24 protein-coding genes are annotated in these 24,339 nt (G+C 44.2%); 15 read left to right on the top strand and 9 right to left on the bottom strand.

Features of this window, described 5'->3' with window-relative positions:
* On the bottom strand, nt 1-179 hold a 179-nt coding region (locus QUA38_RS05565), incomplete at its 3' end, for a PD-(D/E)XK nuclease family protein (protein WP_333160000.1).
* Nucleotides 180-185: 6 nt separating this feature from the next.
* Between QUA38_RS05565 and QUA38_RS05570 the strand changes: the two genes are divergently transcribed.
* Nucleotides 186-338 carry a hypothetical protein gene (locus QUA38_RS05570; protein WP_333159934.1) on the top strand — a complete coding sequence of 51 codons (153 nt, stop codon included), beginning with the start codon at nt 186-188 and terminating at the stop codon, nt 336-338.
* 27 nt (nt 339-365) lie between these two features.
* Nucleotides 366-3,449 carry a type ISP restriction/modification enzyme gene (locus QUA38_RS05575; protein ID WP_333159936.1) on the top strand — a complete coding sequence of 1,028 codons (3,084 nt, stop codon included), beginning with the start codon at nt 366-368 and terminating at the stop codon, nt 3,447-3,449.
* 315 nt (nt 3,450-3,764) lie between these two features.
* Here the strand turns inward: QUA38_RS05575 and QUA38_RS05580 are convergent, their stop codons facing one another.
* Both QUA38_RS05580 and QUA38_RS05585 read right to left on the bottom strand, forming a co-directional pair.
* Nucleotides 3,765-4,349, bottom strand: a complete 585-nt coding sequence (locus QUA38_RS05580; protein ID WP_333159938.1) for a PAP/fibrillin family protein — start codon at nt 4,347-4,349, stop codon at nt 3,765-3,767.
* A 140-nt stretch (nt 4,350-4,489) separates the two neighbouring features.
* The gene (locus QUA38_RS05585) at nt 4,490-6,166 is read right to left on the bottom strand and encodes a glycosyltransferase family 4 protein (RefSeq protein WP_333159940.1); all 1,677 of its coding nucleotides are present in this window, start codon (nt 6,164-6,166) and stop codon (nt 4,490-4,492) included.
* Nucleotides 6,167-6,577: 411 nt separating this feature from the next.
* Between QUA38_RS05585 and QUA38_RS05590 the strand changes: the two genes are divergently transcribed.
* From QUA38_RS05590 to QUA38_RS05630, 9 genes are all read left to right on the top strand, one after another.
* Nucleotides 6,578-6,817, top strand: coding sequence for a DUF3134 domain-containing protein (locus tag QUA38_RS05590; protein ID WP_006631296.1), 240 nt, complete (start codon nt 6,578-6,580; stop codon nt 6,815-6,817).
* Between the two features lie 130 nt (nt 6,818-6,947).
* Complete coding sequence (gene mraY / locus QUA38_RS05595; protein ID WP_333159942.1) at nt 6,948-8,063, top strand: phospho-N-acetylmuramoyl-pentapeptide-transferase; 1,116 nt, start codon at nt 6,948-6,950, stop codon at nt 8,061-8,063.
* Nucleotides 8,064-8,311: 248 nt separating this feature from the next.
* Nucleotides 8,312-9,019: a L,D-transpeptidase gene (locus tag QUA38_RS05600; RefSeq protein ID WP_333159944.1), complete on the top strand. Its 708-nt coding sequence runs from the start codon at nt 8,312-8,314 to the stop codon at nt 9,017-9,019.
* A 74-nt stretch (nt 9,020-9,093) separates the two neighbouring features.
* Nucleotides 9,094-10,101, top strand: a complete 1,008-nt coding sequence (locus tag QUA38_RS05605; protein WP_333159946.1) for a glycosyltransferase — start codon at nt 9,094-9,096, stop codon at nt 10,099-10,101.
* A gap of 324 nt (nt 10,102-10,425) precedes the next feature.
* Nucleotides 10,426-12,285, top strand: coding sequence for an NAD(P)H-quinone oxidoreductase subunit F (locus tag QUA38_RS05610; RefSeq protein WP_333159948.1), 1,860 nt, complete (start codon nt 10,426-10,428; stop codon nt 12,283-12,285).
* 104 nt (nt 12,286-12,389) lie between these two features.
* Nucleotides 12,390-13,109, top strand: a complete 720-nt coding sequence (locus QUA38_RS05615) for a carbonic anhydrase (protein ID WP_333159949.1) — start codon at nt 12,390-12,392, stop codon at nt 13,107-13,109.
* A 112-nt stretch (nt 13,110-13,221) separates the two neighbouring features.
* On the top strand, nt 13,222-14,778 hold the full coding sequence (locus QUA38_RS05620; protein ID WP_333159951.1) for an NADH-quinone oxidoreductase subunit M: 1,557 nt from the start codon (nt 13,222-13,224) through the stop codon (nt 14,776-14,778).
* Nucleotides 14,779-14,955: 177 nt separating this feature from the next.
* Nucleotides 14,956-16,278, top strand: coding sequence for a CO2 hydration protein (locus QUA38_RS05625; RefSeq protein WP_333159953.1), 1,323 nt, complete (start codon nt 14,956-14,958; stop codon nt 16,276-16,278).
* A 236-nt stretch (nt 16,279-16,514) separates the two neighbouring features.
* On the top strand, nt 16,515-16,721 hold the full coding sequence (locus QUA38_RS05630) for a hypothetical protein (RefSeq protein ID WP_333037052.1): 207 nt from the start codon (nt 16,515-16,517) through the stop codon (nt 16,719-16,721).
* 41 nt (nt 16,722-16,762) lie between these two features.
* On the opposite strand, the gene QUA38_RS05635 is transcribed toward QUA38_RS05630, so the two are convergent.
* Complete coding sequence (locus QUA38_RS05635) at nt 16,763-17,233, bottom strand: hypothetical protein (RefSeq protein ID WP_333160002.1); 471 nt, start codon at nt 17,231-17,233, stop codon at nt 16,763-16,765.
* Here QUA38_RS05635 and QUA38_RS05640 point away from each other — a divergent pair.
* The 3 genes from QUA38_RS05640 (at nt 17,167) to QUA38_RS05650 (ending at nt 18,049) form a co-directional block, all read left to right on the top strand.
* Nucleotides 17,167-17,376: a hypothetical protein gene (locus tag QUA38_RS05640; RefSeq protein ID WP_333159955.1), complete on the top strand. Its 210-nt coding sequence runs from the start codon at nt 17,167-17,169 to the stop codon at nt 17,374-17,376. The genes QUA38_RS05635 and QUA38_RS05640 overlap by 67 nt on opposite strands.
* A 40-nt stretch (nt 17,377-17,416) precedes the next feature.
* Complete coding sequence (locus tag QUA38_RS05645; RefSeq protein WP_006631306.1) at nt 17,417-17,629, top strand: helix-turn-helix domain-containing protein; 213 nt, start codon at nt 17,417-17,419, stop codon at nt 17,627-17,629.
* Nucleotides 17,630-17,854: 225 nt separating this feature from the next.
* Nucleotides 17,855-18,049 carry a hypothetical protein gene (locus QUA38_RS05650; RefSeq protein WP_333063872.1) on the top strand — a complete coding sequence of 65 codons (195 nt, stop codon included), beginning with the start codon at nt 17,855-17,857 and terminating at the stop codon, nt 18,047-18,049.
* An 84-nt stretch (nt 18,050-18,133) separates the two neighbouring features.
* Here the strand turns inward: QUA38_RS05650 and QUA38_RS05655 are convergent, their stop codons facing one another.
* The 5 genes from QUA38_RS05655 to argB all read right to left on the bottom strand — a co-directional run bounded on the left by QUA38_RS05655 (nt 18,134) and on the right by argB (nt 23,277).
* Entirely contained in the window at nt 18,134-18,475 is a 342-nt protein-coding gene (locus QUA38_RS05655; RefSeq protein WP_333159956.1) for a hypothetical protein, read from the bottom strand.
* Between the two features lies 1 nt (nt 18,476).
* On the bottom strand, nt 18,477-19,016 hold the full coding sequence (locus QUA38_RS05660; RefSeq protein ID WP_333159958.1) for a group 1 truncated hemoglobin: 540 nt from the start codon (nt 19,014-19,016) through the stop codon (nt 18,477-18,479).
* Nucleotides 19,017-19,985: 969 nt separating this feature from the next.
* Nucleotides 19,986-20,999 carry an IS701 family transposase gene (locus tag QUA38_RS05665; RefSeq protein ID WP_333159960.1) on the bottom strand — a complete coding sequence of 338 codons (1,014 nt, stop codon included), beginning with the start codon at nt 20,997-20,999 and terminating at the stop codon, nt 19,986-19,988.
* A gap of 939 nt (nt 21,000-21,938) precedes the next feature.
* On the bottom strand, nt 21,939-22,181 hold the full coding sequence (locus tag QUA38_RS05670) for a DUF4926 domain-containing protein (protein ID WP_333159962.1): 243 nt from the start codon (nt 22,179-22,181) through the stop codon (nt 21,939-21,941).
* 184 nt (nt 22,182-22,365) lie between these two features.
* The gene (gene argB, locus QUA38_RS05675; protein ID WP_333159965.1) at nt 22,366-23,277 is read right to left on the bottom strand and encodes an acetylglutamate kinase; all 912 of its coding nucleotides are present in this window, start codon (nt 23,275-23,277) and stop codon (nt 22,366-22,368) included.
* Nucleotides 23,278-23,523: 246 nt separating this feature from the next.
* Here argB and QUA38_RS05680 point away from each other — a divergent pair, with 246 nt between their 5' ends.
* Nucleotides 23,524-24,315 carry an HAD family hydrolase gene (locus QUA38_RS05680; protein WP_333159967.1) on the top strand — a complete coding sequence of 264 codons (792 nt, stop codon included), beginning with the start codon at nt 23,524-23,526 and terminating at the stop codon, nt 24,313-24,315.
* Nucleotides 24,316-24,339 lie beyond the last annotated feature (24 nt).

Consider the following 24,339-nt stretch of genomic DNA (forward strand, 5'->3'; position numbering starts at 1 on the left):
AATTCAATGGGAAGTCCGAGTTCTCGCTGCTGCATTAATAGGTGAAAGTGGCTTCCCCATGTGAGTTTTTCTTTGTGTTCTGGGGATGCGGTGGTGGCGAGTAGTTCTAGGTAGCTGTGTTGGAATTTGCGGGGGCATTCTTCGAGGATTTTGAGTTGGGTTTGGGAGAGTCGAAGCATTTTTTTATGATTTTAGATTTTAGATTTTTTATGCTGGTAAGCGAGGCGATTAATATTTTTTTTGACCGCAGATTGAGGCTGATGACGCAGATGGACGACGATAATTTTGATCGCGTTTTTGGAGGAGAGTGCGATCGCCCTACACTTACTATTATATAATGATTCATACCGTTAACGGCGAAGCTAATGCGTTTTGATACCTACATCCAGTCACTTCAGAGCAATCTCCAGCGGGGAAGCGAGCGCACCCATTACCCAAGTATCAAGAATTTACTCGATAATCCGGCGGCTAGTTTGGTAGCAATCATAGAAGAAAAAGGTAATAAAGCTGGTGTTCCAGATTTTACTGTCAGGCGCAGGGATTTACTCGTCGGTTATGTGGAAGCTAAGGATGTCGGGTTAGATTTGAATCCTGTTGAAAAAACCGAACAGTTGCAGCGATATCGAGAATCGTTAAACGGAAATTTAATTCTCACCAATTATCTAGAGTTTCGCTGGTATGTTGAGGGGAAAGTGAGATTGACCGCAGTTTTAGCCGAAAGAAAAGGAAATGAAATTACTCTCTGCAATTCTGACAAAACTCTTGAATTAATCGAGGGATTTCTTAATTACGCCGGTGCAGCTATTAACAGCCCTGAAGATTTGGCAAGACAGATGGCGCGCTTAACTAAATCAATTTTACTCGCTACAGAATCAGCTTTGCAAATCGAAACTGAAACCGGAGAATTACATCAACTAAAGCGTGGATTTAATGAGATATTGCTGCCGGACCTCAATGATGCGGCTTTTGCAGATATGTACGCTCAAACTATTTCCTATGGTTTATTTGCGGCGCGAGTTGGTCACGCTCAGAATCCCGGAAATCAACTTTTTGACCGCCGGACAGCGGGCACGTACATCCCAGCCACTAATCCGTTTTTGCGCCGATTATTTAACAGTATTGTCGAGACGGATTTACTCAGTAAAATTAATTGGGCAATAGATGATTTAGTCGAGCTACTAGGGCGAGTTGACATGACTGCTATTCTGGAAAAGTTTGGTAGTCGCACTCGACAATCCGATCCAGTTGTTCATTTTTACGAAACCTTTCTGGCAGCTTATAATTCAGCTTTGCGGAAAAGTCGCGGCGTTTATTATACTCCTGAACCCGTTGTCTCGTATATTGTTCGCTCTGTCGATGCTATCCTGAAAAACCGTTTTAATCTACCTTTAGGATTGGCAGATAATAGCAAAAATCCAGATACGCAACAGCCGCGAGTTCAAATTTTAGATCCGGCAACGGGTACGGGTACTTTCCTTTACGGAGTTGTCGATCGCATTTATCACAATTTGGCAGATATGGGGATATCTGGGAGTTGGAATCAGTATGTACAGGAAAATTTATTAAACCGATTATTTGGTTTTGAGTTGTTAATGGCTCCCTATGCCATAGCACATCTCAAACTAGGTTTGCAACTGCAAAATCTCGGCTATGAGTTTAGCAGCAAGCAGCGTTTAGGAGTTTATCTCACGAATACGTTAGATGAAGCTTTAAAAAAATCAGAGGTTCTCTTTGCTCAATTTGTCGCGCAAGAAGCTAATGAAGCTTCAGCAATTAAGCGGGATGTCCCGGTGATGGTTGTGTTGGGAAATCCGCCTTATTCTGGTCACTCTGCTAATAAAAGTGAATGGATAGCAGGATTGGTAAAAGATTACTATTATGTGGACGCTGTAGCGCTGAAAGAACGCAATTCTAAATGGCTGCAAGATGATTATGTAAAATTTATTCGTTTTGGACAATGGCGAGTTAGTCAAACTGGATTTGGTGTTTTGGCTTTTGTGACTAATCACGGCTATCTAGACAATCCTACCTTTCGGGGAATGCGTCAAAATTTGATGCAAACTTTTACTGATATTTATGTTTTAGATTTGCACGGTAATTCTAAAAAGAAAGAAGTTTCTCCAGATGGTTCGCCAGACCAAAATGTGTTTGATATTCAGCAGGGAGTCAGTATTGGCATTTTTATTAAAGAACCTGGTAAGTCTACTCCGGGAAAAGTTCATCATGCGGAGTTATGGGGAAGTCGGACTTCTAAATATGAACTTCTCAACCAGTTAGATATCGAGACAACTGAATGGGTGGCGGTTGAGCCTCGGTCACCAGAATATTTATTCATTATACAGAATGTCGATTTAAGAACCGAGTATAACAGTGGTTGGAAGTTGACCGAAATTTTTCCAGTTAATACACTGGGATTTCAAACTCATCGCGACGAGTTTGCCATTGAGTTTGAAAGGGAAGATATCAAGAAAAAGTTACAAGATTTCAGGAATATCAAAATATCCAACAAGGAAATTGAGGAAAAATACGATCTCAAAGATAACCGTGATTGGAATGTAGAAACTGCCCGACAACAAATTCGCCAAAATGAAAACTGGGAAAAATGGCTGATCGACTGCTTATATCGTCCTTTTGATTGGCGTTTTTGCTACTTTAGCACTGTAGCGATGGACTATCCTAGAACTGTTTTGCAACAGCATTTAACTAAAGAAAACCTTTCGCTTCTGTGTCCGCGACAACAAGCTACTCTAGGCTTTCAGCATATTTGGTGTGCAAATGTTCCAGCAAATGACTGTGTAATTTCGACAACCAGCCGGGAAGCAAACCAAGTTTTCCCCCTTTACCTCTATCCTGATACTAAAAACGAGCAGGGTAATTTATTTAGCGATCGCACTCCCAATTTCTCCCAAAACTTTCTCAGTGCCATTCGTCAAAAACTAGGCTATATACCAACTCCCGAAGCGATCTTTTATTACGCCTATGCTGTCTTTCACAGCCCTACCTACCGCCAGCGTTATGCAGAATTCCTGAAAATAGACTTTCCCCGCTTACCCTTAACTTCCGACAATGAACTTTTCACAACACTCGCTAAAAAAGGTGAGGAATTGGTAGCACTGCACTTGATGAAATCGAAAAAATTAAATAAGGTAATTACTAAATATCCTGTCAGCGGCGATAATGCTGTTACGCAAGTTACTTACAATGAATCGGAACGGCGGGTTTATATTAACAAACAGCAATATTTTGAAGGTGTTTTTCCCGAAGTTTGGGCGTTTAAAATAGGTGGATATCAAGTATTAGATAAATGGTTAAAAGACCGCAAAAAAGCAAATCGCAGTTTATCCTTTGATGAGGTGTTGCACTATCAGCGCGTCGTAATTGCTTTGAAAGAGACAATGCAAATTATGGCTGAAATTGATGAGGTAATACCGGATTTTCCTTGGGAATAGCTATCCCTTTGGGTTCCCAGAAACCGGGTTTTTGCGAAATATTCGTTACACACCGCAAAAACCGCAAAAAACCCGGTTTCTTTGATTTTGATGCGGTGTTTATCGAATTTCTTATATAAGTAAAGTCTTGTAGGGGCGAGTTTTACAGACAATAATTGTCTAAAATCGATAATCTTTTAAACCCGCCCTCAACGGCAACTCCCCATCTACCTATAGGGGTCTGTTTATGAAGCAATTGGGCCGGGGCGGGTTTTTGAGATTGTTGGTTTGAGGCGATGATGGTTGGTAAAACCCGCCCCTACAGCCAATAATAAATCACTCTTTTGTCAAGACAAAAACACTGTCTTTATTTCCCCGTCCAATCCGCAAATCTTTATCCAAATAAGTGATATCAAGCCATCCCTGCTGTTCGCGAGTATCCAGCCCGAAATCTACAGCAGCGAACTTTTTCCCCGACTCAATCTCATCGATAAACTTCCCAGGAAATTCATAGCCAATCAACCTGCTTAAACCTAGGATAGACCGCTCAAACTTCACCTCCACTCGCCGTTCCGAAGTTGGCTCAAATCTTGCCACTACACTGACAATTCCTTCCAAATAAGGCAATCCGTAAAGTTCGCCAATGTTGTAAATTTTAGATTCTTTGACGCGGATAGATTGATAAATTTGACCCAATTTCACCAATGGAAAACTGTCAAGATTCAGCAGTTCGCGGCTGGTGGTGTACAATAACCGCCAATCACCATTTAAAAGCTCTGCGGCTTCGACAGGGCGTGGTGTGGGGTTGTAATCTTCCAATTGGGCGATCGCGCTTAAAATCGCTTGTTTGTCGCTGGGAGTCGCCAGCAAACCGCGATTCTTACCAGCAATTATCTCTAATAGTGCAGATTTTCTCAGCATATATTTTTTTAGGAAGAGGGATGAAGAAGAAAAAAATATTCTTGAGTTCGCGTTCAATATTATTTATGAATTACGCGACAAGTCGTTTTTAGCGCGCTTATTATTGGGTTTGTCTGTACCCAGTGTGCATCCTACATTGATTAATGACTAATAACTAAGATACCAAATTTTACCAGATAGAGCATCGTCCGATATAGGTATGCTAATTCTTGCTCGTTTTTAACGTAGCGTCGGATAACTTCCCCCACGCTGATCGCACCTTCCTGCTTAATTGTATCCAATATCTCCATCTGAATGTTAACAGATATTCTCCTATCTTCACCAAAACTGGTAAACCTAATTGTCTGTACCTGCTTTAAAAGTTCTGGTTTGGCGATCGCACCCAGACTCAGCATCATCTCATTGCTTAAACTTCTAGTCGCATAATTACCCAATACCCGAAACGGATCGTCGCCTAGGGGATAAGGCGGCTTCCCGGCTTTTAAAGGTGCTGACTCCGGTGCCACGAGGCGAATTTCTGCTAATTCCCGCCACAATTGTTCGTAAGCAGCAATTACTACTTTCCAATCATAAATTTCCCTCGCCCTTTGTCTGGCATTTTCCCCCATCCGCTTTCTCAATTCGGGGTTTTCAATTAATTGGCACAATGCCAGGGTGCAAGCATCAATGTCTACTGCTGTGGCGAGAGAAGTGTGACCCATGTAAGTCGGCCAATTTAAGCTGCCGTCAAGATAATTTAGGGCTAAATCTAAACAAGATTCCGGGGGCGGTATGAGTGTGGGAATGCGGAATCCGTCTATTTCGTGGCGTATAGATTCTTTGTATCCGTTCCAATCAGAGACTATGGCCGGGAGTCCGTTCGCCATAGCTTCAATTGGCGTCAGTCCGAAGGATTCTTGAATGTTGTCGGACAGCGAAATGAAAATGTCGGCGGCCGACCAAATATTTATTCTAATTTCCGGCTGTCTCCCATCTAAAAAAATAGCATTCACCGAAGGACAAAATATTTGTGCGCTATTTTTAAAGTCGGGTTCTTCTCTCGGATCTTCGATCCAACCGGCTTGAATTAAGTGGATTTTGGCTTTTGTCTGTTGTGTGGCCCGTTCTAGGGCGATGTACATGGGTACTGGATGAGCTTTTGCAGAAAAAGTCAATCGACCGACAAATAACACAACAATATCTTCGGGAGAAATGCCGAGTTCTTGTCGCAGTTGGCGGCGACTATTAACTGCTTCCACACCCTGCGGAAACGCGCTGCAATCCACTCCTAGGGGAATAACGGGGAATTTGACCAAAATCTCCGGTTTACCGCCGTTGCGCTGGGCTAAATATTCAGACCATTCCCTCATAACTCCTTCTACTGCTGTTTTCACGGCGGCAGAGGTGCAGATCAGGGCGTCCCAAGGCTGCATGGGTGCGGTGATCAAATCGCCGATCGCCCCCATGATGTATTTTGTACCGATCGTGTGAGTAACGCCGCAAACGCTGTAGGCCCGCTGATCGACAAATCTGCGCGCCCAAACCATCTGCGACAGAACCGGATCGGGTCGGTAAATTGTGCCCGGTTGAGATAGCAAATCCGGTCGTTCCATGGGAACCCAGCGAACTTTCCGAGGTTTTTGCAGCCAAGGTTGGATGTGCGAACAAAACTCCTTAAAGGTTGTTTCGCTATCGGCGCAACAATAAAGAGAGTCAGCGGTTCCGTGTTGGACTAAGCTTTTGAGAAACCCTTCTCCGGCTGAATGACGCCCCAGAAGTTTTTGCCCTCCGGTGTGGTATCCCTCTTTGTTGTATAAAACCGCTGCCGTTATATCCATTCTGAGATTTATTGCTTGAGAGTTGACTGAATAAGCCAGAGGGCATTCGGGCTCAGGCTTTGATGAAAAACCAGCAGACTGTTGTGAATCAACGCCTTGCCGTTAGCGAAGCTTGCACAATAGGATCGCCGCGTGTCCCGCGATATCTTAAAGACGATCGTCTTAGATTACAATGCTTACGGCTAAAGAGGATTGGCAAGAGCGGATTTTAGTGTTATCCTCATGCCCATGCTTGGGGGCGATCGCCTTTTGGGTCTCCCATCTTATCCGATCCGGAACCAAACAGTGCCTGTGGTATAATGCTTTAGCCTTGCTAAATGCCCGATTTGCAAGTGCTTGATCAAAGGAGCAGTTCGTCGGCAAAACGTTACCTCTACTCGATCGCGTCTTTGTCTTTAAAAACCGATAATCATGTACAACCCATCTCTGCGTCAAATTCCTCGCCACTTACCTGCGGATGTAATTCCATTAAAGCAGCAATCTTCTCTTTTAGACTGGTTGGAATCTAACAATCGCCTGTTAGCAAGGGATGTCCAAGAACCCGACTATCTGCACGAAGAAGAAATTTCTGAACTGATGGCAGTTGACGACAGTCCTTACGATGATTTAGAAGAGGAAGTAGAAGAGGATGTGAGTGTAGGCGAAGAATAACGGGTAGAAGGGTGAAGAAATCAACCGGAAACAGGGAAGAAAAACTAAGAGATTTCTCAATCTCCTGTATCGCACCCTATTCCCCCATTGTCAATTGCTTATTCTCAAATAGTGTGTGGTGAGGAGTGTTATGGATAACTTTTTGGATGAGAAAATCCCTTTTAGTCTGCCTTTCAAACTTACAGGCAAGAATTTATTCCTGCTGCTGGGTTTAGGGCTCGGCCTTTTAGCGATCGGTTTAGATGTAGCAGCGGATAGATTTTTGAATTTACCTGCATCGCTATTTATGCCGCTAGTTGTTTGTGCTTTAGTTGCGTCGGGGTTGGGTTATGCAGTTGTGCCCGTACTCCAGCAACTAAAAGCAGGACAAATAATTCGCGAAGATGGCCCCCAAGCCCACTTGAAAAAAGCGGGAACGCCGACAATGGGAGGCATCTTTTTTGTACCGGCAGGGCTAGTAGTCGCTTTACTTTGGTCTAAGTTTAACTCAGATGTTGTTGCCGTATCGGCTTTAACTTTAGCTTACGGTTTCATTGGCTGGATCGATGATTGGCAAATTCTGCGACGTAAGTCGAACAAAGGTATTTCCCCTCGGATGAAATTGGCTTTGCAAATAAGTTTTGCTGCTCTATTTTGTCTCTGGCTGATGTTTCATCAGCCTGCTATTTCTACAAATGTTGCTTTGCCTTTCGGTTGGGTATTGCCATTAGGTTTGCTGTTCTGGCCACTGGCTGGTTTTGTGCTAGTTGCCGAAAGCAATGCTACTAATCTTACTGATGGTGTTGACGGATTGATGGGCGGTTTGGGCGCGATCGCACTTTTGGGATTGGGCGCATCTGTAGCCTCAACTTCGCCCGAATTAATGATATTTTGCGCTTGCATCAGCGGCAGTTGTTTCGGTTTCTTAGCACACAACCGCAATCCAGCCAGTGTGTTTATGGGCGATACAGGAGCTTTAGCTTTGGGCGGTGCATTGGGTGCGGTAGCTTTATTAACAAATAGCCTTTGGATATTATTAATTATCAGCGGGATTTTCTTTGTAGAAACGCTGTCAGTAATTGCTCAAGTAGGTTATTACAAAGCTACAAAAGGACCTGATGGCATCGGCAAGCGTCTGTTAAGAATGGCTCCACTGCACCATCATTTAGAGTTGTGCGGCTGGTTGGAAACTCAGGTTGTTGGCATTTTTTATTTAACTAACGGGGCGTTAGTGTTAATGATTCTGATGTTGACAAGAAACAGTTGAGAAGGGATTGCGTGACGGATTGCACAGGGGATGTAAGAGATATTTTCTACTATTTGAAAGAAACAGGTAAGATGCCTGTTCCCAAAGAACTGAATGCAGTTGTGGAACAGGCATATTGCCTGTTTAAAGCTAAAGCAACACGTTTTTGGGCTGAGCCACATTTCTTAGTCTCTTAGAAAGGGACTTCGTTTCTGTAGTAAGTAGCAGTTTCAACCACTGAACAATCTATAATATCCCTACTTAATGGAATGGAAATTAATAAAATTTGGGGCAATATGGGAAGAATTGTTTCATCTACAAGCCTTCTCTTGCTGGCTGCTAGCTCAGTTTTGTACGGGAACCTCGTTAGGCTGGGTTATGCTGTTCCAATTCCCTATATTTTAGACGTTTTTTGCTTAAACAACTGTCCGGCTGATGGTTTAAGTATTTTGCATACCGAATTCCCGCCCGATAATTTATTAAACTACGAGAAGCCGCTAATACAAATTTTAGGCGAACCAAATAAGTTAGATAAAAACAGAATTTCCATTTTAGTAGAAAAATCTAAATACAGGCTGACTGTATACGATAGCAAAAAGCCAGTAAAATCTTATCCTGTAGTATTTGGTGGCAATCCCACAGGTGATAAATTAAAAGCAGGGGATTTGCGGACGCCGGAAGGTGTTTTTAGTATTAAAGATATGTACCCTCACGAAAATTGGTCAAAGTTTCTGTGGCTGGATTATCCAACCAAACAATCTTGGCGCAAACATATAAAAGCTAAGCAAGATGGTACAATTGGGTGGGGCGACAGTATAGGCAGCGAAGTCGGGATTCACGGCGTTCCTCCTAATTCGGATAATATTATAAAATATCGATCGAACTGGACTTTGGGCTGCGTTTCGCTGGAAAATAAGGATGTTGAGGAGTTGTATCAGTTTGTGGAGAAAGGCACAGAAGTAGAAATTATTCGATAAGTTAAGTGGTCATAAAACTTGTTAGTAAGAATTACTTTACTCCTAATTGACTCAAAAAGCTGCATAGAGGGCTAATGAACAGTGACGAGTTTTTACCTCAAGTTTCGGTGGTTGTACCTGTTTACAACGGCGAGATGGATTTGCCGCAGTTAATCGAGTGCCTGCGATCGCAAACTTATCCGCCACATAGAGTAGAATATCTCTTAGTAGACAACAACAGTCGCGATCGCACTTCAACCATCCTCCAAACAGCAGCCTCTAACTCCCCCTCAGTCCCCCCTTTGGTAAGGGGAGAAAGCAATTTCAATCAAATAACCATTCGCCACCTCACCGAAAATCTGATTCAAAGTTCCTACGCCGCCCGCAATCAAGGAATTCGCGCATCCACAGGCGAAATCATTGCATTTACCGATGCAGACTGTCGCCCGGAATCTGACTGGCTGGAAAATTTAGTTAAGCCATTTGTTGACTTAGAAATAGGAATTAGCGCTGGGGAAATACTCGCATTGCCCGGTAAAACTATCTTAGAACAACACGCCGATCGCCAAAATACTTTATCTCAAAAACATACTCTCGCTCACCCTTTTTGTCCCTACGCCCAAACCGCAAATTTAGCTGTACGGAGGCTAGTTTTACAACAAATAGGATTATTTCGCCCTTACCTTACCAGTGGTGGCGATGCTGACTTGTGTTGGCGGATTTTGCGGGAAACATCCTATAAAATGTATTTTGCCGAAAATGCGATCGTCCGACACCGCCACCGTTCTACAATAAAACAGTTGCAAAGTCAATGGTATCGGTACGGCGAATCTAATAAATATTTGCACGAACTCCACGGTGTCGATTTGATGCGAGAATTCACAACAGGGGAATATTTTTACCGGCTGGCTAGGTGGCTATTCAAGGAATTGCCTGTGGCTGCTGCCACAAGTGCGTTAGCGAAGCCCTCGAAGAGGATCGCCCGATCCGATCTGGTAGATTTGTTTAATACGCCGATCGGTCTTTTGAATGTTAGGGCAAGGTCGATCGGACAGCGCCAAGCCAAACTTCCTTTAGCAGCTTGGGACATTGAGCGGTTTTAATACTTTAGACAATTAATGATTGTTTGATCGCACTTGCGATCGACAAATATTCCTTTGTATGCAATCCGCACCTCTATATACGTATAAGTATAGTTTATAGGTACAGATAAATATGCTGAATCATAAATATGAAAATTTAATGCAATACTTAATATAAAATTAATAAGTCGATTCTGAAGCGCTCGGTTTGACAACGGGAACCAACTCAGAGGCAAATTCCCAAATTTTCTTTACTTCTGCCTTCTGGCTTTTGAGTGCTGTCGTCAGCGCGATCAAAATTATTCTCAGATTTTTAAATTTTTGTAACCTTTACAGGTAATGCCCATGGCTCAAATCTTACTCCAGACGGTTTGGTTTATACCTTGCTATCCACTCATCGGCGGAGTTCTGTCCATGGTGTGGTTTCCAGCAGTTACCCGCCGCACGGGACCAAGACCATCCGGTTACGTGAACGCCATATTAACCTTGTTCGCTTTCTTACACGGGGTCATAGCCCTGACAGCTATCTGGAACCAACCGGCGCAACACCAGTTGATTCCTTGGCTGAATGTAGCAGGTTTAGACTTAACCATTCCTGTTGAAATCTCTGCTGTCACCGTCGGGGCGACAGTTTTGATTACCGGACTGAACTTGCTAGCGCAGATTTATGCTTTCGGTTACATGGAAATGGACTGGGGCTGGGCTCGGTTCTTTTCTCTGATGGGGCTGTTTGAAGCTGGGATGTGTGGCTTGGTACTGTGCAATTCCCTGTTCTTCAGCTACATGATTTTGGAAGTTCTGACTTTGGGTACTTACCTGCTAGTCGGGCTGTGGTTCAATCAGTCTTTGGTGGTGACAGGAGCCCGCGACGCTTTCTTAACCAAGCGGGTGGGTGACTTATTCCTGCTGATGGGAGTAGTCGCAATTCTGCCGCTGGCTGGAACTTGGAATTTTGACGAGTTGGCTGTTTGGGCCCAGACTGCAAAGCTTGACCCGACTGTAGCGACGTTGCTGACTTTAGCTTTGATTGCCGGTCCGATGGGTAAATGTGCTCAGTTTCCCTTGCACCTGTGGCTAGATGAGGCGATGGAAGGCCCGCTACCGGCGACGATTTTGCGGAATACCGTAGTTGTGGAAACTGGCGCTTGGATATTGATTAAGTTGCAACCGGTGATTGCTTTGTCACCGATCGGACTGAAGACAACTATTATTGTAGGCGCTGCGACGGCGGTTGGTGCTTCATTAATTGCGATCGCCCAAATTGACATCAAGCGCACGCTTTCCTATATAGTCAGCTCATACATGGGCTTAGTATTTATCGCCGTCGGCACCGGACAAGCCCAGACAGCCCTGACATTGATATTTGCCTACACCTTCGCAATGGGTTTGCTGGTGATGAGCATCGGTTCGGTAGTTTGGAACAGCGTCACTCAGGATGTCCGAGCTCTCGGCGGTTTGTGGGGAAAGCGGCCGATATCCGCCATATCGTTTATTGTCGGTAGCGCTGGATTGGTGGGACTGCCACCCTTCGGCTGTTTCTGGGCTTTAGAAGACTTCACATCCGGGCTTTGGGAAACTCACCCTTTCTTGTTAGGAATAGTGCTGTTTGTAAACGGCGTCACTGCTTTTGGCTTAGTGCGCGTCTTTGGTTTAGTTTTTGGCGGCAAACCAAAGCAAATGACCGAACGCTCGCCAGAAGTTCACTGGCCTTTCATCTTGCCGATGACTGTTTTAATGGGCTTTACTTTGCACGTTCCGCACGTGCTGGCGACGTGGCAGTTATTACCGGGGGCGAGTTTTAATTATACCGCCACTGCACTGCTAGTTTTCTCAACAGCGATCGGCATCGGTGCAGGAGCATTTGTTTACCTAAACGAGAAATGGGAAAAACCGGTGCGAATCGGTTCTCAAGCCCTGCAAGACTTTTTTGCTTACGACTTTTACACCGCCCAACTTTACCGCGTGACAGTGATATTTGCAGTTGGTTTGGTTTCCCAAATCATCTCCTGGTTCGATCGCAATATTGTGGACGGATTCGTGAACTTAATCGGTTTTGCAACGGTTTTTGGCGGGCAAAGCCTCAAATACAACGTTAACGGTCAAACTCAGTTTTACGCCTTGACAATTCTGTTCGGAGTGGCAGTTTTGGGACTGCTCATAAGCTGGCCACTTCTAGCTCGCTTGTCGCTGATTGTGGGCGGGTAAAGAAATATAAGCTTGAAGATTTTAGGTGACAGTTTTCATCTAAAATCTTAAAAACATGAAGTCTTGAACAAAGATTTCAAACTAGATACAACAAGGCAGCATAGATGAACTCAAACAACAGACAATTCAATCTTTCCCGGCGCAATTCCCTCAAATTTGTCGCAGGTGCTATTGGTACAGGGATACTCGCAGCAGGAGCAGGCGCTGATTTGGCTGCACCCGAACCGGCAATTGCTCAAAATGACTCGACTCCGGATGCAGCTCTGCAAAAGTTAATCGACGGAAACAAACGGTTTGTTGAGAGCAAACGCCAAAATCCCCACCAAGACTTTGGGCGTCTCACCGAAGTTGCCAAAACTCAAAAACCCTTTGCTTGTATTCTCGGCTGTGCAGATTCCCGCTTTCCTTCGGAAATTATCTTCGATCAAGGGTTGGGAGATTTATTTGTCTGTCGCGTGGCCGGAAATGTTGTTACTCCAGAAGAAATGGGCAGCCTGGAATTTGGCACGCTGGTACTGGGAGCAAAAGTGCTTGTGGTAGTCGGGCATGAAAGGTGCGGTGCGGTAGACGCAACCATCAAAGGAGCTCAAGTTCCCGGTCAAATTGGCAGTTTGATCGACGCCATTAAGCCGGCTGTAGAAAGCTCGAAAGACCAAACGGGCGATCGTCTAGAAAATGCCGTCAAAGCGAATGTTATTCTGCAAGCTAAGAGGTTAAAAGCCTCTCCAGTTATCTCTAAGTTAATTGCGGAGAATAAACTGAAAGTTGTTGGTGGGTATTACGATTTAGACACAGGTCGAGTCACTATTCTTTCTGAGTCGTGATGAAATTTGAAATTGATAATTGGGACCAAGTTTAACATCTAAACTCTCAAATTATCAAAGACAAGAGCCTGCAAAATTGATTGTTCACTCTTCACTCTTCACTTCACACATTATGCTTAGTGCCTTGCTCTGGTTGCCCGCGTTGGGCGCTGCGGTAGTCGGGTTCCTGCCCGGAAATATCAATGGAATGCGTCTGCGTTCAATAGCCTCGGCTTTTGCGGCAGCTATTTTCATTTTAAATATCTGGCTGTTGACTCAATTCGATCCAGCCAATTCGGGACTGCAATTTCAAGAATATTTGCCTTGGATTCCGCAATTAGGTTTGAGCTACAACTTGGGCATTGACGGCTTGTCCTTGCCACTGTTGGTTTTAAGTGCTTTGCTGACGCTATTAGTCATTTACGGCACTGGCGAAAAGATGGAGCGGCCCCAGCTTTACTACGCTTTGATTTTGTTAATCAATGCTGGTATTGCCGGAGCTTTGATGTCTCAAAATTTGCTGCTGTTTGTACTGTTTTACGAAGTAGAATTAATTCCTTTTTACCTGTTGATTGCGATTTGGGGCGGAAAGCAGCGGGAATACGCTGCCATGAAGTTTTTGATCTACACGGCAGTTTCGGGACTTTTAGTGCTGGCAGCATTTTTGGGTGTGGCTTGGCTGAGTGGGTCTTTGAATTTCGATTACAGTGCGATTACCACTCAAGAATTGCCGAGAAATTTGCAGTTAATCCTGCTCACAATTTTGCTAATTGGGTTGGGAATTAAAATTCCCTTGGTGCCGCTGCACACTTGGCTACCGGATGCTTACGTCGAAGCTTCGCCAGCAACAGCAATTTTGCTGGGAGGGATTCTCGCGAAGTTGGGAACTTACGGTTTAGTGCGGTTTGGCTTGCAGATGTTTCCCGAAACTTGGTCGATTATAGCTCCCGTTTTAGCGATTATCGGGACTGTGAGCGTGATGTACGGGGCTTTGAGCGCGATCGCCCAAAAAGACATCAAGCGCATGGTAGCCTATAGTTCGATCGGACACATGGGCTACATCCTCGTTGCCTGCGCGGCGGGTACGAAACTCGCCTTAATCGGTGCTGTCGGGCAAATGGTAAGCCACGGCTTGATTTTAGCTTTGCTGTTTTATTTGGTAGGCATCATCGAAACCAAAGTTGGCACGCGGGATTTGGATGTACTCAACGGTTTGATGAACCCGATGCGGGGCTTACCCACCGCCAGTTCCCTGTTAGTTTTGGGCGGTATGGCAAGCGCCGGAATTCCCGGATTAGTTGGTTTTATTGCCGAATTCTTAGTATTTCAAGGTAGTTTTTCAGCATTTCCAATTCCAACCTTACTGTGCATTTTAGCCTCCGGGTTAACAGCAGTTTACTTTGTAATTCTGCTCAACCGCACCTGTTTTGGGAAGTTGGATAATGCCACGGCTTACTACCCTCCAGTTACGTTTGCTGAAAATATGCCGGCGCTGGTTTTGGCGGGCATCATTTTTGTGTTGGGAATTCAACCTGCTTGGCTGCTCAAGTGGAGCGAATCTACTACAAATGCAATCGTTGCTACTCTGCCGGCGGACAGAAATGCCCAAGTAGCTATTAGCTATCCTGTTGAACATTTGGCGATTTCCATCGCGTCTACACAACAAACAAAGTCCGCCGACGCTAATTAAGAGTATCTACTTGTTACCAGGCAGAGCCTGGTAACGCAAATCCGGAGGCTAAGCCTCCAATTTTTCAGTTCAGGCATGGATATCGGTTCCCAAGCAAAGCCGGAGAACCAGTTAAAGAATTGCAGCTTTTTGCAATAATTCAAAATATTTAGATTCAGTCAATCAAAGGAAAAAACAATGGTACAAACCCCTAATAAACCAGCAACTAAACTACCTCCTTCCAAGCACGAATTTGCGGAAGTAATTCACAGGCTGGAAGCTGGTGGCGCGATGATTCCAGATACGCCGGAAAATCTGATGCAAATCATCGCTATTTGGAAAGCTTACGCAGTGCCGATGGATTTTTACTGGCGGGATTTGCTTTACATCGCCGAACGAGTATTTTTGCACCCACTTCCCTTCTTTAAATACTTTTTACCCCAAGAGTATTTAGATTTACAAAATCACTATGCAGGCGACGGTGCAGATTTGCGGATATGGCGCGGGACTGGAAGTGTTCACCCCGAACTTTTGGAGTTCATGGAGAAGGGAGAAACAGGCAAATTGCCGCGGTTTTTTCACCATTTGTGGCACGATCGCATTAACATGGAATTTGCGGAAGAGTGCATGAGGTCAATGCTTTGGCACCGGGGCTTGTACGTGCCTACCAATCAATTCGATCCTTATTTGGACAGTGACGAATATAAGGCTAATGCCGATCGAGCAATTAAAGCTTACTTCAAAAAAGACCCGTTCATGCTGGCACTTCACAAAGCATTTCCAGAAATGTTTTTAGAACAGTGCCGCCAAATGTCTTATTACAGCAATCTCGGTTTGTTCTGGGAAGTCATGGCGCCGGTGTTTTTTGAGGTTTCGGACTTGTACGACGAAGGGAAAGTTACCACAGTCCCGCAGGCGATGGATTTCCTGGTAAATGGCATATTTGCGATCGCCGGACGCCCCATTTACCACCACGTTTACATCGAGGGCGAGAAGTACGAAATCATCCCCAAATCTAAGGGTTTTACTTGGCTTTACGAAGCAGCGTTACCTTACGTGGAATCTGTATTTTATCGCACTTCGCCATTCCGAGGTACTAAATCTTACAACGCTCAAGCTAAGGAAGTTCCCGAAGATCAAAAAGACTTCCACTACGGAGTTTTGTATGCAGACAAATTCCCGGTAGGTACGGCGGGGATTCCGCCGACTTTGCTAGCACAAGATATGCTGCATTTTCTGCCGCCGTATTTGATGGATTTCTACAAACAGCGCTGTCGCGGCGAAGATGATATCCTCAATCAAATTGGGGTGACATTTCAGCGATCGATGTACTGCGTTACTTCGGCGGTGATTCAAGCTTTGCGGACTGCTCTTTTGTATCCTTTAGATGACCCGAATCCAAAGCATTTGAAAGCAAATCGAGCTTTCTTTGAGTCTCAGCTCGATCGTTTCTGTCGCCCGGAATACGGCATGAAATATGCTGCGAAGCTCAAGAATATTCAGACTTCGGATTATAGGTAAAGGATGTTTGCGGGAGGCATCTTAGCTGAAAAGTCCGCCAGGGGTTTCAACCCCTGGCTCAAAGCTCCAGTCGCTTGAAACCGGCTGGTAAAAATCAGAGCTTTTTAAGCCGTTTCAAAAGTCCTATAATATTAAGCCAGTTGGCATCGTCATTATTCATCTCTCTCTTCTTTTGCTCTGCTTTCTCTGCGTTCTCTGCGGTTTAACCATTCCGATATAAAAAAAAACCAATAACTATGGACAGCAACGATCTAGCCAAATATATCGAAGCAAAGGACGGGATTTCCAAACCTTGGCTGTTGGTGCAACTGCGACTGAAAAAATTGCAAGAAAGGCGATCGGAGATTTCTGCTGAAGAGTATATGACAGAACTTACTGACCTTCACAAAGATTTAATGAATCTGGGCGAGTGGTGGCTGGGTATCGAGGATGAAGTGTTTTAAAATTTAATTGAAATTTGAAGTAGGATTAAGTCTATCGCACTTTAAAATTTCTCCATCAAATGTTTTTCGCGGGCATAGACATCTCGTAGCTGTTGCAGCGCAGCCCCAGAAAAGACCGATTTAACAGTAGCTACCAATTGGCCCCACTCCAGCAATCTGTCAACTGAAACAGCTTTTTTGAAATTGTAGGTGTAGAATTTAGTCCAAAATGCAGGTGCTTGCTTGCTTTTCCAGCGTTTGTACCATCTGCCCAAATCTTGAGGTGCGATCGGCTTTACTGCTAAAGTCGGAGGAAAATCGGCGTAGCTGACAAACCGACTGATGCCTTTGGCGTGAACGTACACCATGTAACGACAGCATTCAATGCGGTAAATCTCGTCTGCTGCGATATTGAACAGGAGTGCGACTGTTTCTTCGGTAACGAATCTCACCAGCGGATGCAGGATTGGCGATTTATGAATTATTCTGGATTCTGCGATCGTCCGCGATTTTGCCGGAGTTTCTGATATTATTGCTAGTACACCTCTGGATATGGTTAGTTGACTTCTGGATATGGCAAATGCACTTTTTGATAGAAAGAAATAATCTATCCAGATTAGGTTTTACAGACGATCGCCCTTTAGTTTTCCAGGCCGGGGGGCGATCGGCTTTTTAGATGAATTTATTGTAAGGTGTCCTAGCACCCGTTGTCAAGCATGGGTTTAGTAAGAATTAAAGTCAGAGAACTAGCTGCAGAGAAAGGTTGGACATTCAAGGAAGTTTCAGAACGTTCTGGGGTGGTGTACAACACTGTCAAGCATTATGCCCGCTGTCCCGGGCTGACAACGGTTGACTTTACTTTGCTGCTGAAATTAGCTCGGACTTTTGATGTGATGATTGAGGATTTGGTTGAAGTTTTGGAGGAATAGGTCGATCTGCCTTTCCACGTTTTTACTATAAACTTTTTTGTTTCGTCTTGTCAAGACGCGCTTAAACACTTTGCAGCTCAGCTTAAAGCTCAGCTTAAAGGTGCTAAGATTTAATCCAAGTTATTAATCTCCCGTTACCTTTGTGACAATCAAGCAATTTGGTTCGGGGCCTCGGATTCATCTGTGGGATCAATCTAAAATCTAAAATCTAAAATCTAAAATTGGATGACTAGAGCCAGTACCGCCATCGGGGTGAGCCCCATCATCAAGGAAATTGTGCAGAAAAAGGCGCTAGCAACCCGACTAACGCTGAAGGAAATTATTTATGTCGGGATGCTGGCGATTGACGAGTTGGACGAAAAGCGCTTGCAAGAGTTGGCAGATAAGGTGCATCAGATGCAGGTGAATGGTGAAATTTGAGGCGATGAGAGCGATCTCACTTCCGGTGAAGTAAGGCAAGGGCGCTCCTATGGAATTCGTCTACTGAAACAAATTCTCATTTTTCTACCAATAAATTGGGGTCTTCTTCTCCTCAACAGGAGCGTTCTCCCATCTAGTATTTGTACCCGTTTCGGTGCTCTTAGCCCCACACAGTCTGCTCAAATCAACTATCGTGCTATCGGAGCGCTGATAAAAACAAAAAGGTCGATCGTTGGATTGAACCTGGGGTGGAGCAAAAATAGCAGGCATGGAAAACCGCTCAGAAGACTGCCTCGGCATTGGGGAGACTGGAACTTTCATCTCGGTGGTTGGCTCTGACGGTTTTGCAAGGGCTGCCTCGGCTGTTACCATTCCTGACAGTAGCAGAAATGCCACCGAAAGCAGGAGCAGATTGGAGCGTTTCATATTACTTTTCGACAATCTTGCTTCTGAGACTATTAACAAATGCCAGGACTTCGGATTTCTCTGGTGGATTGACCCTATTCTTATCCAGAGCTTGGGACACATCATTAGCAAAAGCGTTAAATTCATTGTTCGTGAGACCTCCATCCATTCCACTATGGGAAAGCTTCATAGTCCGCCCTGTATAAACACAAGGCCCCCCTGCTGCTTGGCAGAATTGATCCACTAACAACTGACGCAGCCTCTGTTGTGAGTTTGTGCCCAAGCCAATAAAGTATTTACCAATTAGTGGGTCAGCGAATATGAAAGTTGCTGAATCATCAATGACTTTTGCGATCGCGTTGTAGCCTCCTAGCCTAGTGTAGAGAGAATTTCCTCCGGGAACTTGTGCAATCAGATCTGTAGTTACTTTTTCTGCTGATTCTTGTGCTGGCATCACCGGCGTAGAACGAGCGAAACTAGGGCTTAATCTGAAAGTAGTCACAACTATGACTGTCATACAAATTAATGTCAACAACATTGCCAAAGATTTACTGACTTTCATTGAAAAATCTCCAATTGTGAGGGTAATATGGTTAATTGAATCTTCAGCACTAAGTGATTTACAGATACATAGGCTTAAGAAGCCGACAGCCGAAGCATGAGCCCAACTAAACTTAGTCTTTCGCTCTGTGCGATGGTAAAGAGGCGAGGGTAAAGAGCGATCGCTCTATACATCAATTGATAACTTTACCATCAAATCATCTTACGGTAGATTTTGTAATATTTCTTAGATAAGTCAGCATTTGCGGATTGATTGACTTCACATTGTGTTGCATCTTGTCAAAACGCGGTTAAACAAGTTGTATCGCAGCAAAAAACTCAGGTTAAAAGTCCTAAGATTTAATCGAAGTTGTTAATCTCCGGTTAGTTTTGTGACCAGAGCAAGTACCGCCATTGGAGTCAGCCACATTATCAAGGATGCAGAAAAAGGCGCTAGCAACCCGACTAACGCTGAAGGAAATTTTCTATGTCGGGATGCTGGCGATTGACGAGTTGGACGAAAAGCGCTTTTAATAATTGGCCCATCAGGTGCATCAGATGCAGGTGAATGCGGAGATCTGAGGGGAGAAGGGCGATCGCACTTTTGGTGAAGAGAGGTTCGGGGCGATCCCTCCTACAGCCACTATAGTTGTAAGAACTATGCTATAACCTTTCGCTTCACCCATCACTGATACCTTATTGGTTCCAACAGACAACCTTAATGCGATCGGGTGCAAGCGGGTTGTTAGGTTCCCTGTACCTCTCGGTTATTACGAACCGAGTAACTCCAACCCCTATTGACATATCCTTTACTTTCCTTACTTTTTCTACTTTCAGTTGTCTCCTCTGAAAAATCGATTATCAACAGGACTTACGCAGGAACGCTATATATAGCGTTTGGCTTAATAGAGAAGGCTAAGCCTTTCGGACTGGATACAACTTTAAAACCTAGGCTCACCAACCCCAGGAAATTGAAATATAAAAGCCAAAACTAGACCAAGGTCATCTTAAGAGTGGGGGTTTGTAGTTCCCGACTTAAATAGTCTGATAAGAGTCCTTGTTTAAGTTGATAGATAGTCAAATTCATCTGATTGGCGAGGTCTTTGAGCCTAAGCCAGACTAGAATAGCACACCCAATATGATTTCTTTGAATCCGGGCTTTTCTGCACTGGCACTTGGAAACTCCAGTCAGTTGTTTCAGTTCTCTGTGAAACTCCTCAATTTTCCATCGATTGGCGCACACATCTTTAACGTCATCCGTAGAAGACTGAGAAATATCGTTGGTAGCGACATATTCCGTGTCGCCGTTCGAGGCAACTACCCGGAATAATTTCATTTTTTTTAGATTAGGAAACCCTTTGACTTTTACGATTTTTCCTGACTGATTTTCCTCATTACTCCAGCTCAATCTTTCAATTCGTTTGTACTTTTCCACCCCTCCTGTATCATCAACTAATCGATTTTTTTTAAGCGGACAGTAGTAAAACTTACCCAAGCTATCAATTAACAGCATTAAATCTTTGGTCGCATACCAACTATCCATCAAGACGCTCCCAAAAGGCAATTGCTTGTGATAGACTATACCTTTGAGCATATCTTCTACATGGTCTAGTTTAGTCTTTCCGTCTCCATCAGGGTCATAAATGCGGTAATCGACTATCCAAAAAAGTCCTTTTTTTTGATTGACATAGATGCAAGTAACTAGACCAATCCCCCGAATTACCAGTTTTTCGTTTCCACTATATTGTCGGCGAGTCAGCTCGATTTTAGTGGCAAATCTTTTATCAATAACTGTGTCGTCAAATAAAAGATAACCTCCTTCATCAGTTTGGATAATCAGCTTAACTTGCTTCCAAAGCATCCGGGAAGTGATTTTTTCAGTTTTTAAGAATAAATTAATAGTATCGTGGCTGCACCGCTTGAGATGGTCAGCCAGATTGGTCACGGTATAATTAATTTGACTACTGAGTAAATATTGACAATAGTCAAGGGTAGTAAATTTCATACGCAATCGAGTTTTCGGCTCGTTTACTATTTGACAGCCAAGCTTTTGTCTTAAGTCCCCTCCCTCCCGAAAAAAATCTTATAAAAAACAGAAAAAATATAAAATCTAGCAATAGTTCAGGCGATTTTCTAGCGAGGGGTAGCGTCAGGAATTGCTCTAGTTAGTCTCGGAAGAGGGTACGCTATATATAGCGTTCGTGCGTAAGTCCTGTTAGCTATAGCAATCCTTCCAGGAGTCGTAAATTTTCACCCCACCCCAACTCTCCCCGATCCCAAGGGGAGGGAGTAAGAAATTCACAAATGATGCGAGGATTGCTATAGCAACTGAATATAAACGGTCTCTTGCAGATGTTCGCCCTGAAGGCAAAGCCTGGTTTCGCTGCTACTTTCAGTGAGGCAAAAGACATGAAAATTCGATAATCTCAAGGTCAAAGTGTATGGAACTATTCTGAGGTTTGGTGCTGCGAGCCTCTTGACCCCATACCGCCCGGTCATATTGCCCTAGCCGTTGAAGCGACGGATATGGCACTTGTAGACTGGGATATCGAAGAAATAGGGGAAAAGGCAGGTTTTGATATTCAGTACAAATACAGGGGAGTGAATGACTCGAAAGATTCATCTTTAACTTGTGTAACTCAGACAAGTCGGCATTTATGAGGATTTGTCAAAGCTCGATCGCGATTTGGAAGTTTTGATTGCAGCCGGCATCCCCTGTCATTTAAAATACTGACTTCGCACGATGACATCGATGTGAAGCCTGTCACGCAATACCTCAAAGCAGTTTCCTAATGTTTTGGGTGTAGCGCAATTGTTCTTTTTCCTAAAGTACGCGCGTGCGTAGCTATCCCGTAGGGAATCGCCCTTATTTTCCTAAAGTACGCGCGTGCGAAGCTATCCCGTAGGGAATCGCCCTTATCTAACTTCTATTCCCCTCACTTTACTAAGCAACGGCAAGTTCATATTGCAGAACTAAAATTTCATCAGCTTTCAACATAGCTATAGCATATTCACTCCCTTGACTATCAGCAAACTCCACTAAATACTGACATTCCTTTCCCGTCTCATACACTTCAACAATAGTTCCCACAAGTCCAACTGGCAAACTAGAAATAGATACATATTCTGGTTCCACTAGCGCTAATCGCGTATTTGAAATCGGCTTGAGAATCGCAACCGAATCCAAAACTCTAAAGTGTTTGATCGGAGTTTAATAAAAGCTGAAATCCAAGAACGGTTAGAAATAGTTGAAGTCATTTCCCAGAAGTACCTTTTTAAGGTTTTTAGGGGCAGGTTTAGTTAGGATATACGCAATCGCAGCGAGTTTACCCATTTCACGCACCCGCCCTATACACGCTAGGATTTACGCCTTACTTAAGCCTTAAGTTAGCGCTACTAAACTCAGAAGCCACAATCATCGACCCAATCCCCGCATCCGTAAATATTTCTTGCAGCAAAGCGTGAGGAATTCGACCGTCAATAATGTGAGCACCCTTCACACCCTGAGCCAAACTCCGCACACAACAATTAACTTTCGGAATCATCCCCCCAGACACAACTCCCGACTCAACCAACTCTCTTGCTTCTTGAATATCTAACTTAGCAATCAGACTATCCGGCTTGTGATAATCCTCCAAAATTCCCGCCGTATCAGTCATCAAAATCAACTTTTCTGCTCCCAAACCAGCCGCAATTTCCCCAGCCACCGTGTCAGCATTAATGTTGTAAGATTGACCGTTTTCATCGGCTGCCACGCTCGACACCACCGGAATATAACCGCTGTTCACCAAAGACTCCAAAATCTGGATTTTCACGCCGCTGACTTCACCCACAAACCCAATTCCTTCCCGACCATCTGGACGAGCTTGAATCAGATTGGCATCCTTGCCGCACAATCCCACTGCTTTGCCGCCAGCTTGGTTAATTAACGAAACAATTTCTTTATTTACCTTCCCCACCAAAACCATTTCTACAACTTCCATTGTCGCCGCATCAGTCACCCGCAAACCATCCTTGAATTGCGGCTCAATTCCCAATTTTTCCAGCCAAATATTAATTTCCGGGCCGCCGCCGTGAACCACAACCGGACGCATCCCCACGCAAGCTAGCAGCACAATATCCCGAACCACCTTGTCTTTGAGATTGCTATCTTTCATTGCCGCACCGCCATATTTGACCACAATTGTGCGACCGGCAAAGTGTTGAATGTAAGGCAGTGCTTCGGACAGCACCTCTACTCGATTAGTGTCCGAATTCCTAACAAAATCGCTTTGTTTGAGCATGGGTAAATTACAAAAGACTAAAAACTTAATTCTAAACTTTAATGGCTAAAGCACATATTAACAGCCACAAAGATCACTTTTTCCCTTGAAGTTATGGACGCACAGGCTCGATCGCCCTTATTGAACCCCATCCTCAAAAATTTAATAGGTTTTTTTAATAAAATCATTAAATTTTATGTATTATAACTTATACATTTTTTGCTACAGTCAAGAAATGTATAGCTCCATTGATTTACTTAACGTTTTATGTTAACTGCTGTCGCCCAAGACTCCGAAAACCTTCAGTACAAGCTACCATCAGAGGCTGAGTCGTCCCCCCGGATGACGGTATTTTGCGATTTAGACGGGCCCATAGTCGATGTGTCCGATCGCTACTACGCCACCTATCAACAGGGATTAGCCGATACTCAAGCAGCATATCTTGCTAAGGGAATCAACCTCAACCTTCAAATCCTCAGCAAACAGCAGTTTTGGCAAATGAAACAAAACCGAGTGCCTGATTCTGAAATCGCCAAAAGTTCCGGCTTGTTGGGAGAAGAAATTCACGTTTTTCTCGGATGCGTCAGTCAGCTTGTCAATCAGCCAGACTTGTTGCACTTAGATCGCATCCAGCCGGGAGTGCAATGGGCGATCGGACTTCTGCACTCCCGCGGCGTGCGGCTGATTTTAGTCACCCTGCGGCCGAGAAATCAAGCCGTTCAACTGTTACAAAATTACGGTTTAGCCAGACTTTTTACCAGCATTCGCGGAACTCAGATGGCGGATGCCGCCTATCACAACTATACAGCCTTAAAAACTGAATTGTTGGCTGAAGTTGCAGAAGAATTTGAGTCATCGCTGGGTTCGGCTTGGATGATCGGAGATACAGAAGCAGACATCCTCGCAGGAAAAGCATTGGGAATACCTACAATTGCCGTTACCTGCGGAATTCGCAGCCGCTATCAACTCCAAAAGCACCAGCCTAATTTCATTCTCAGCAACTTGATTATTGCCGTTCATCACTTATTAGGTTCCGGACAACAAGTAATAGTAGAATGACTACAGTTAACTGTTGACTGTTGA

It is taken from the genome of Microcoleus sp. Pol12B4 (assembly GCF_036701385.1).
Lineage (GTDB): Bacteria > Cyanobacteriota > Cyanobacteriia > Cyanobacteriales > Microcoleaceae > Microcoleus.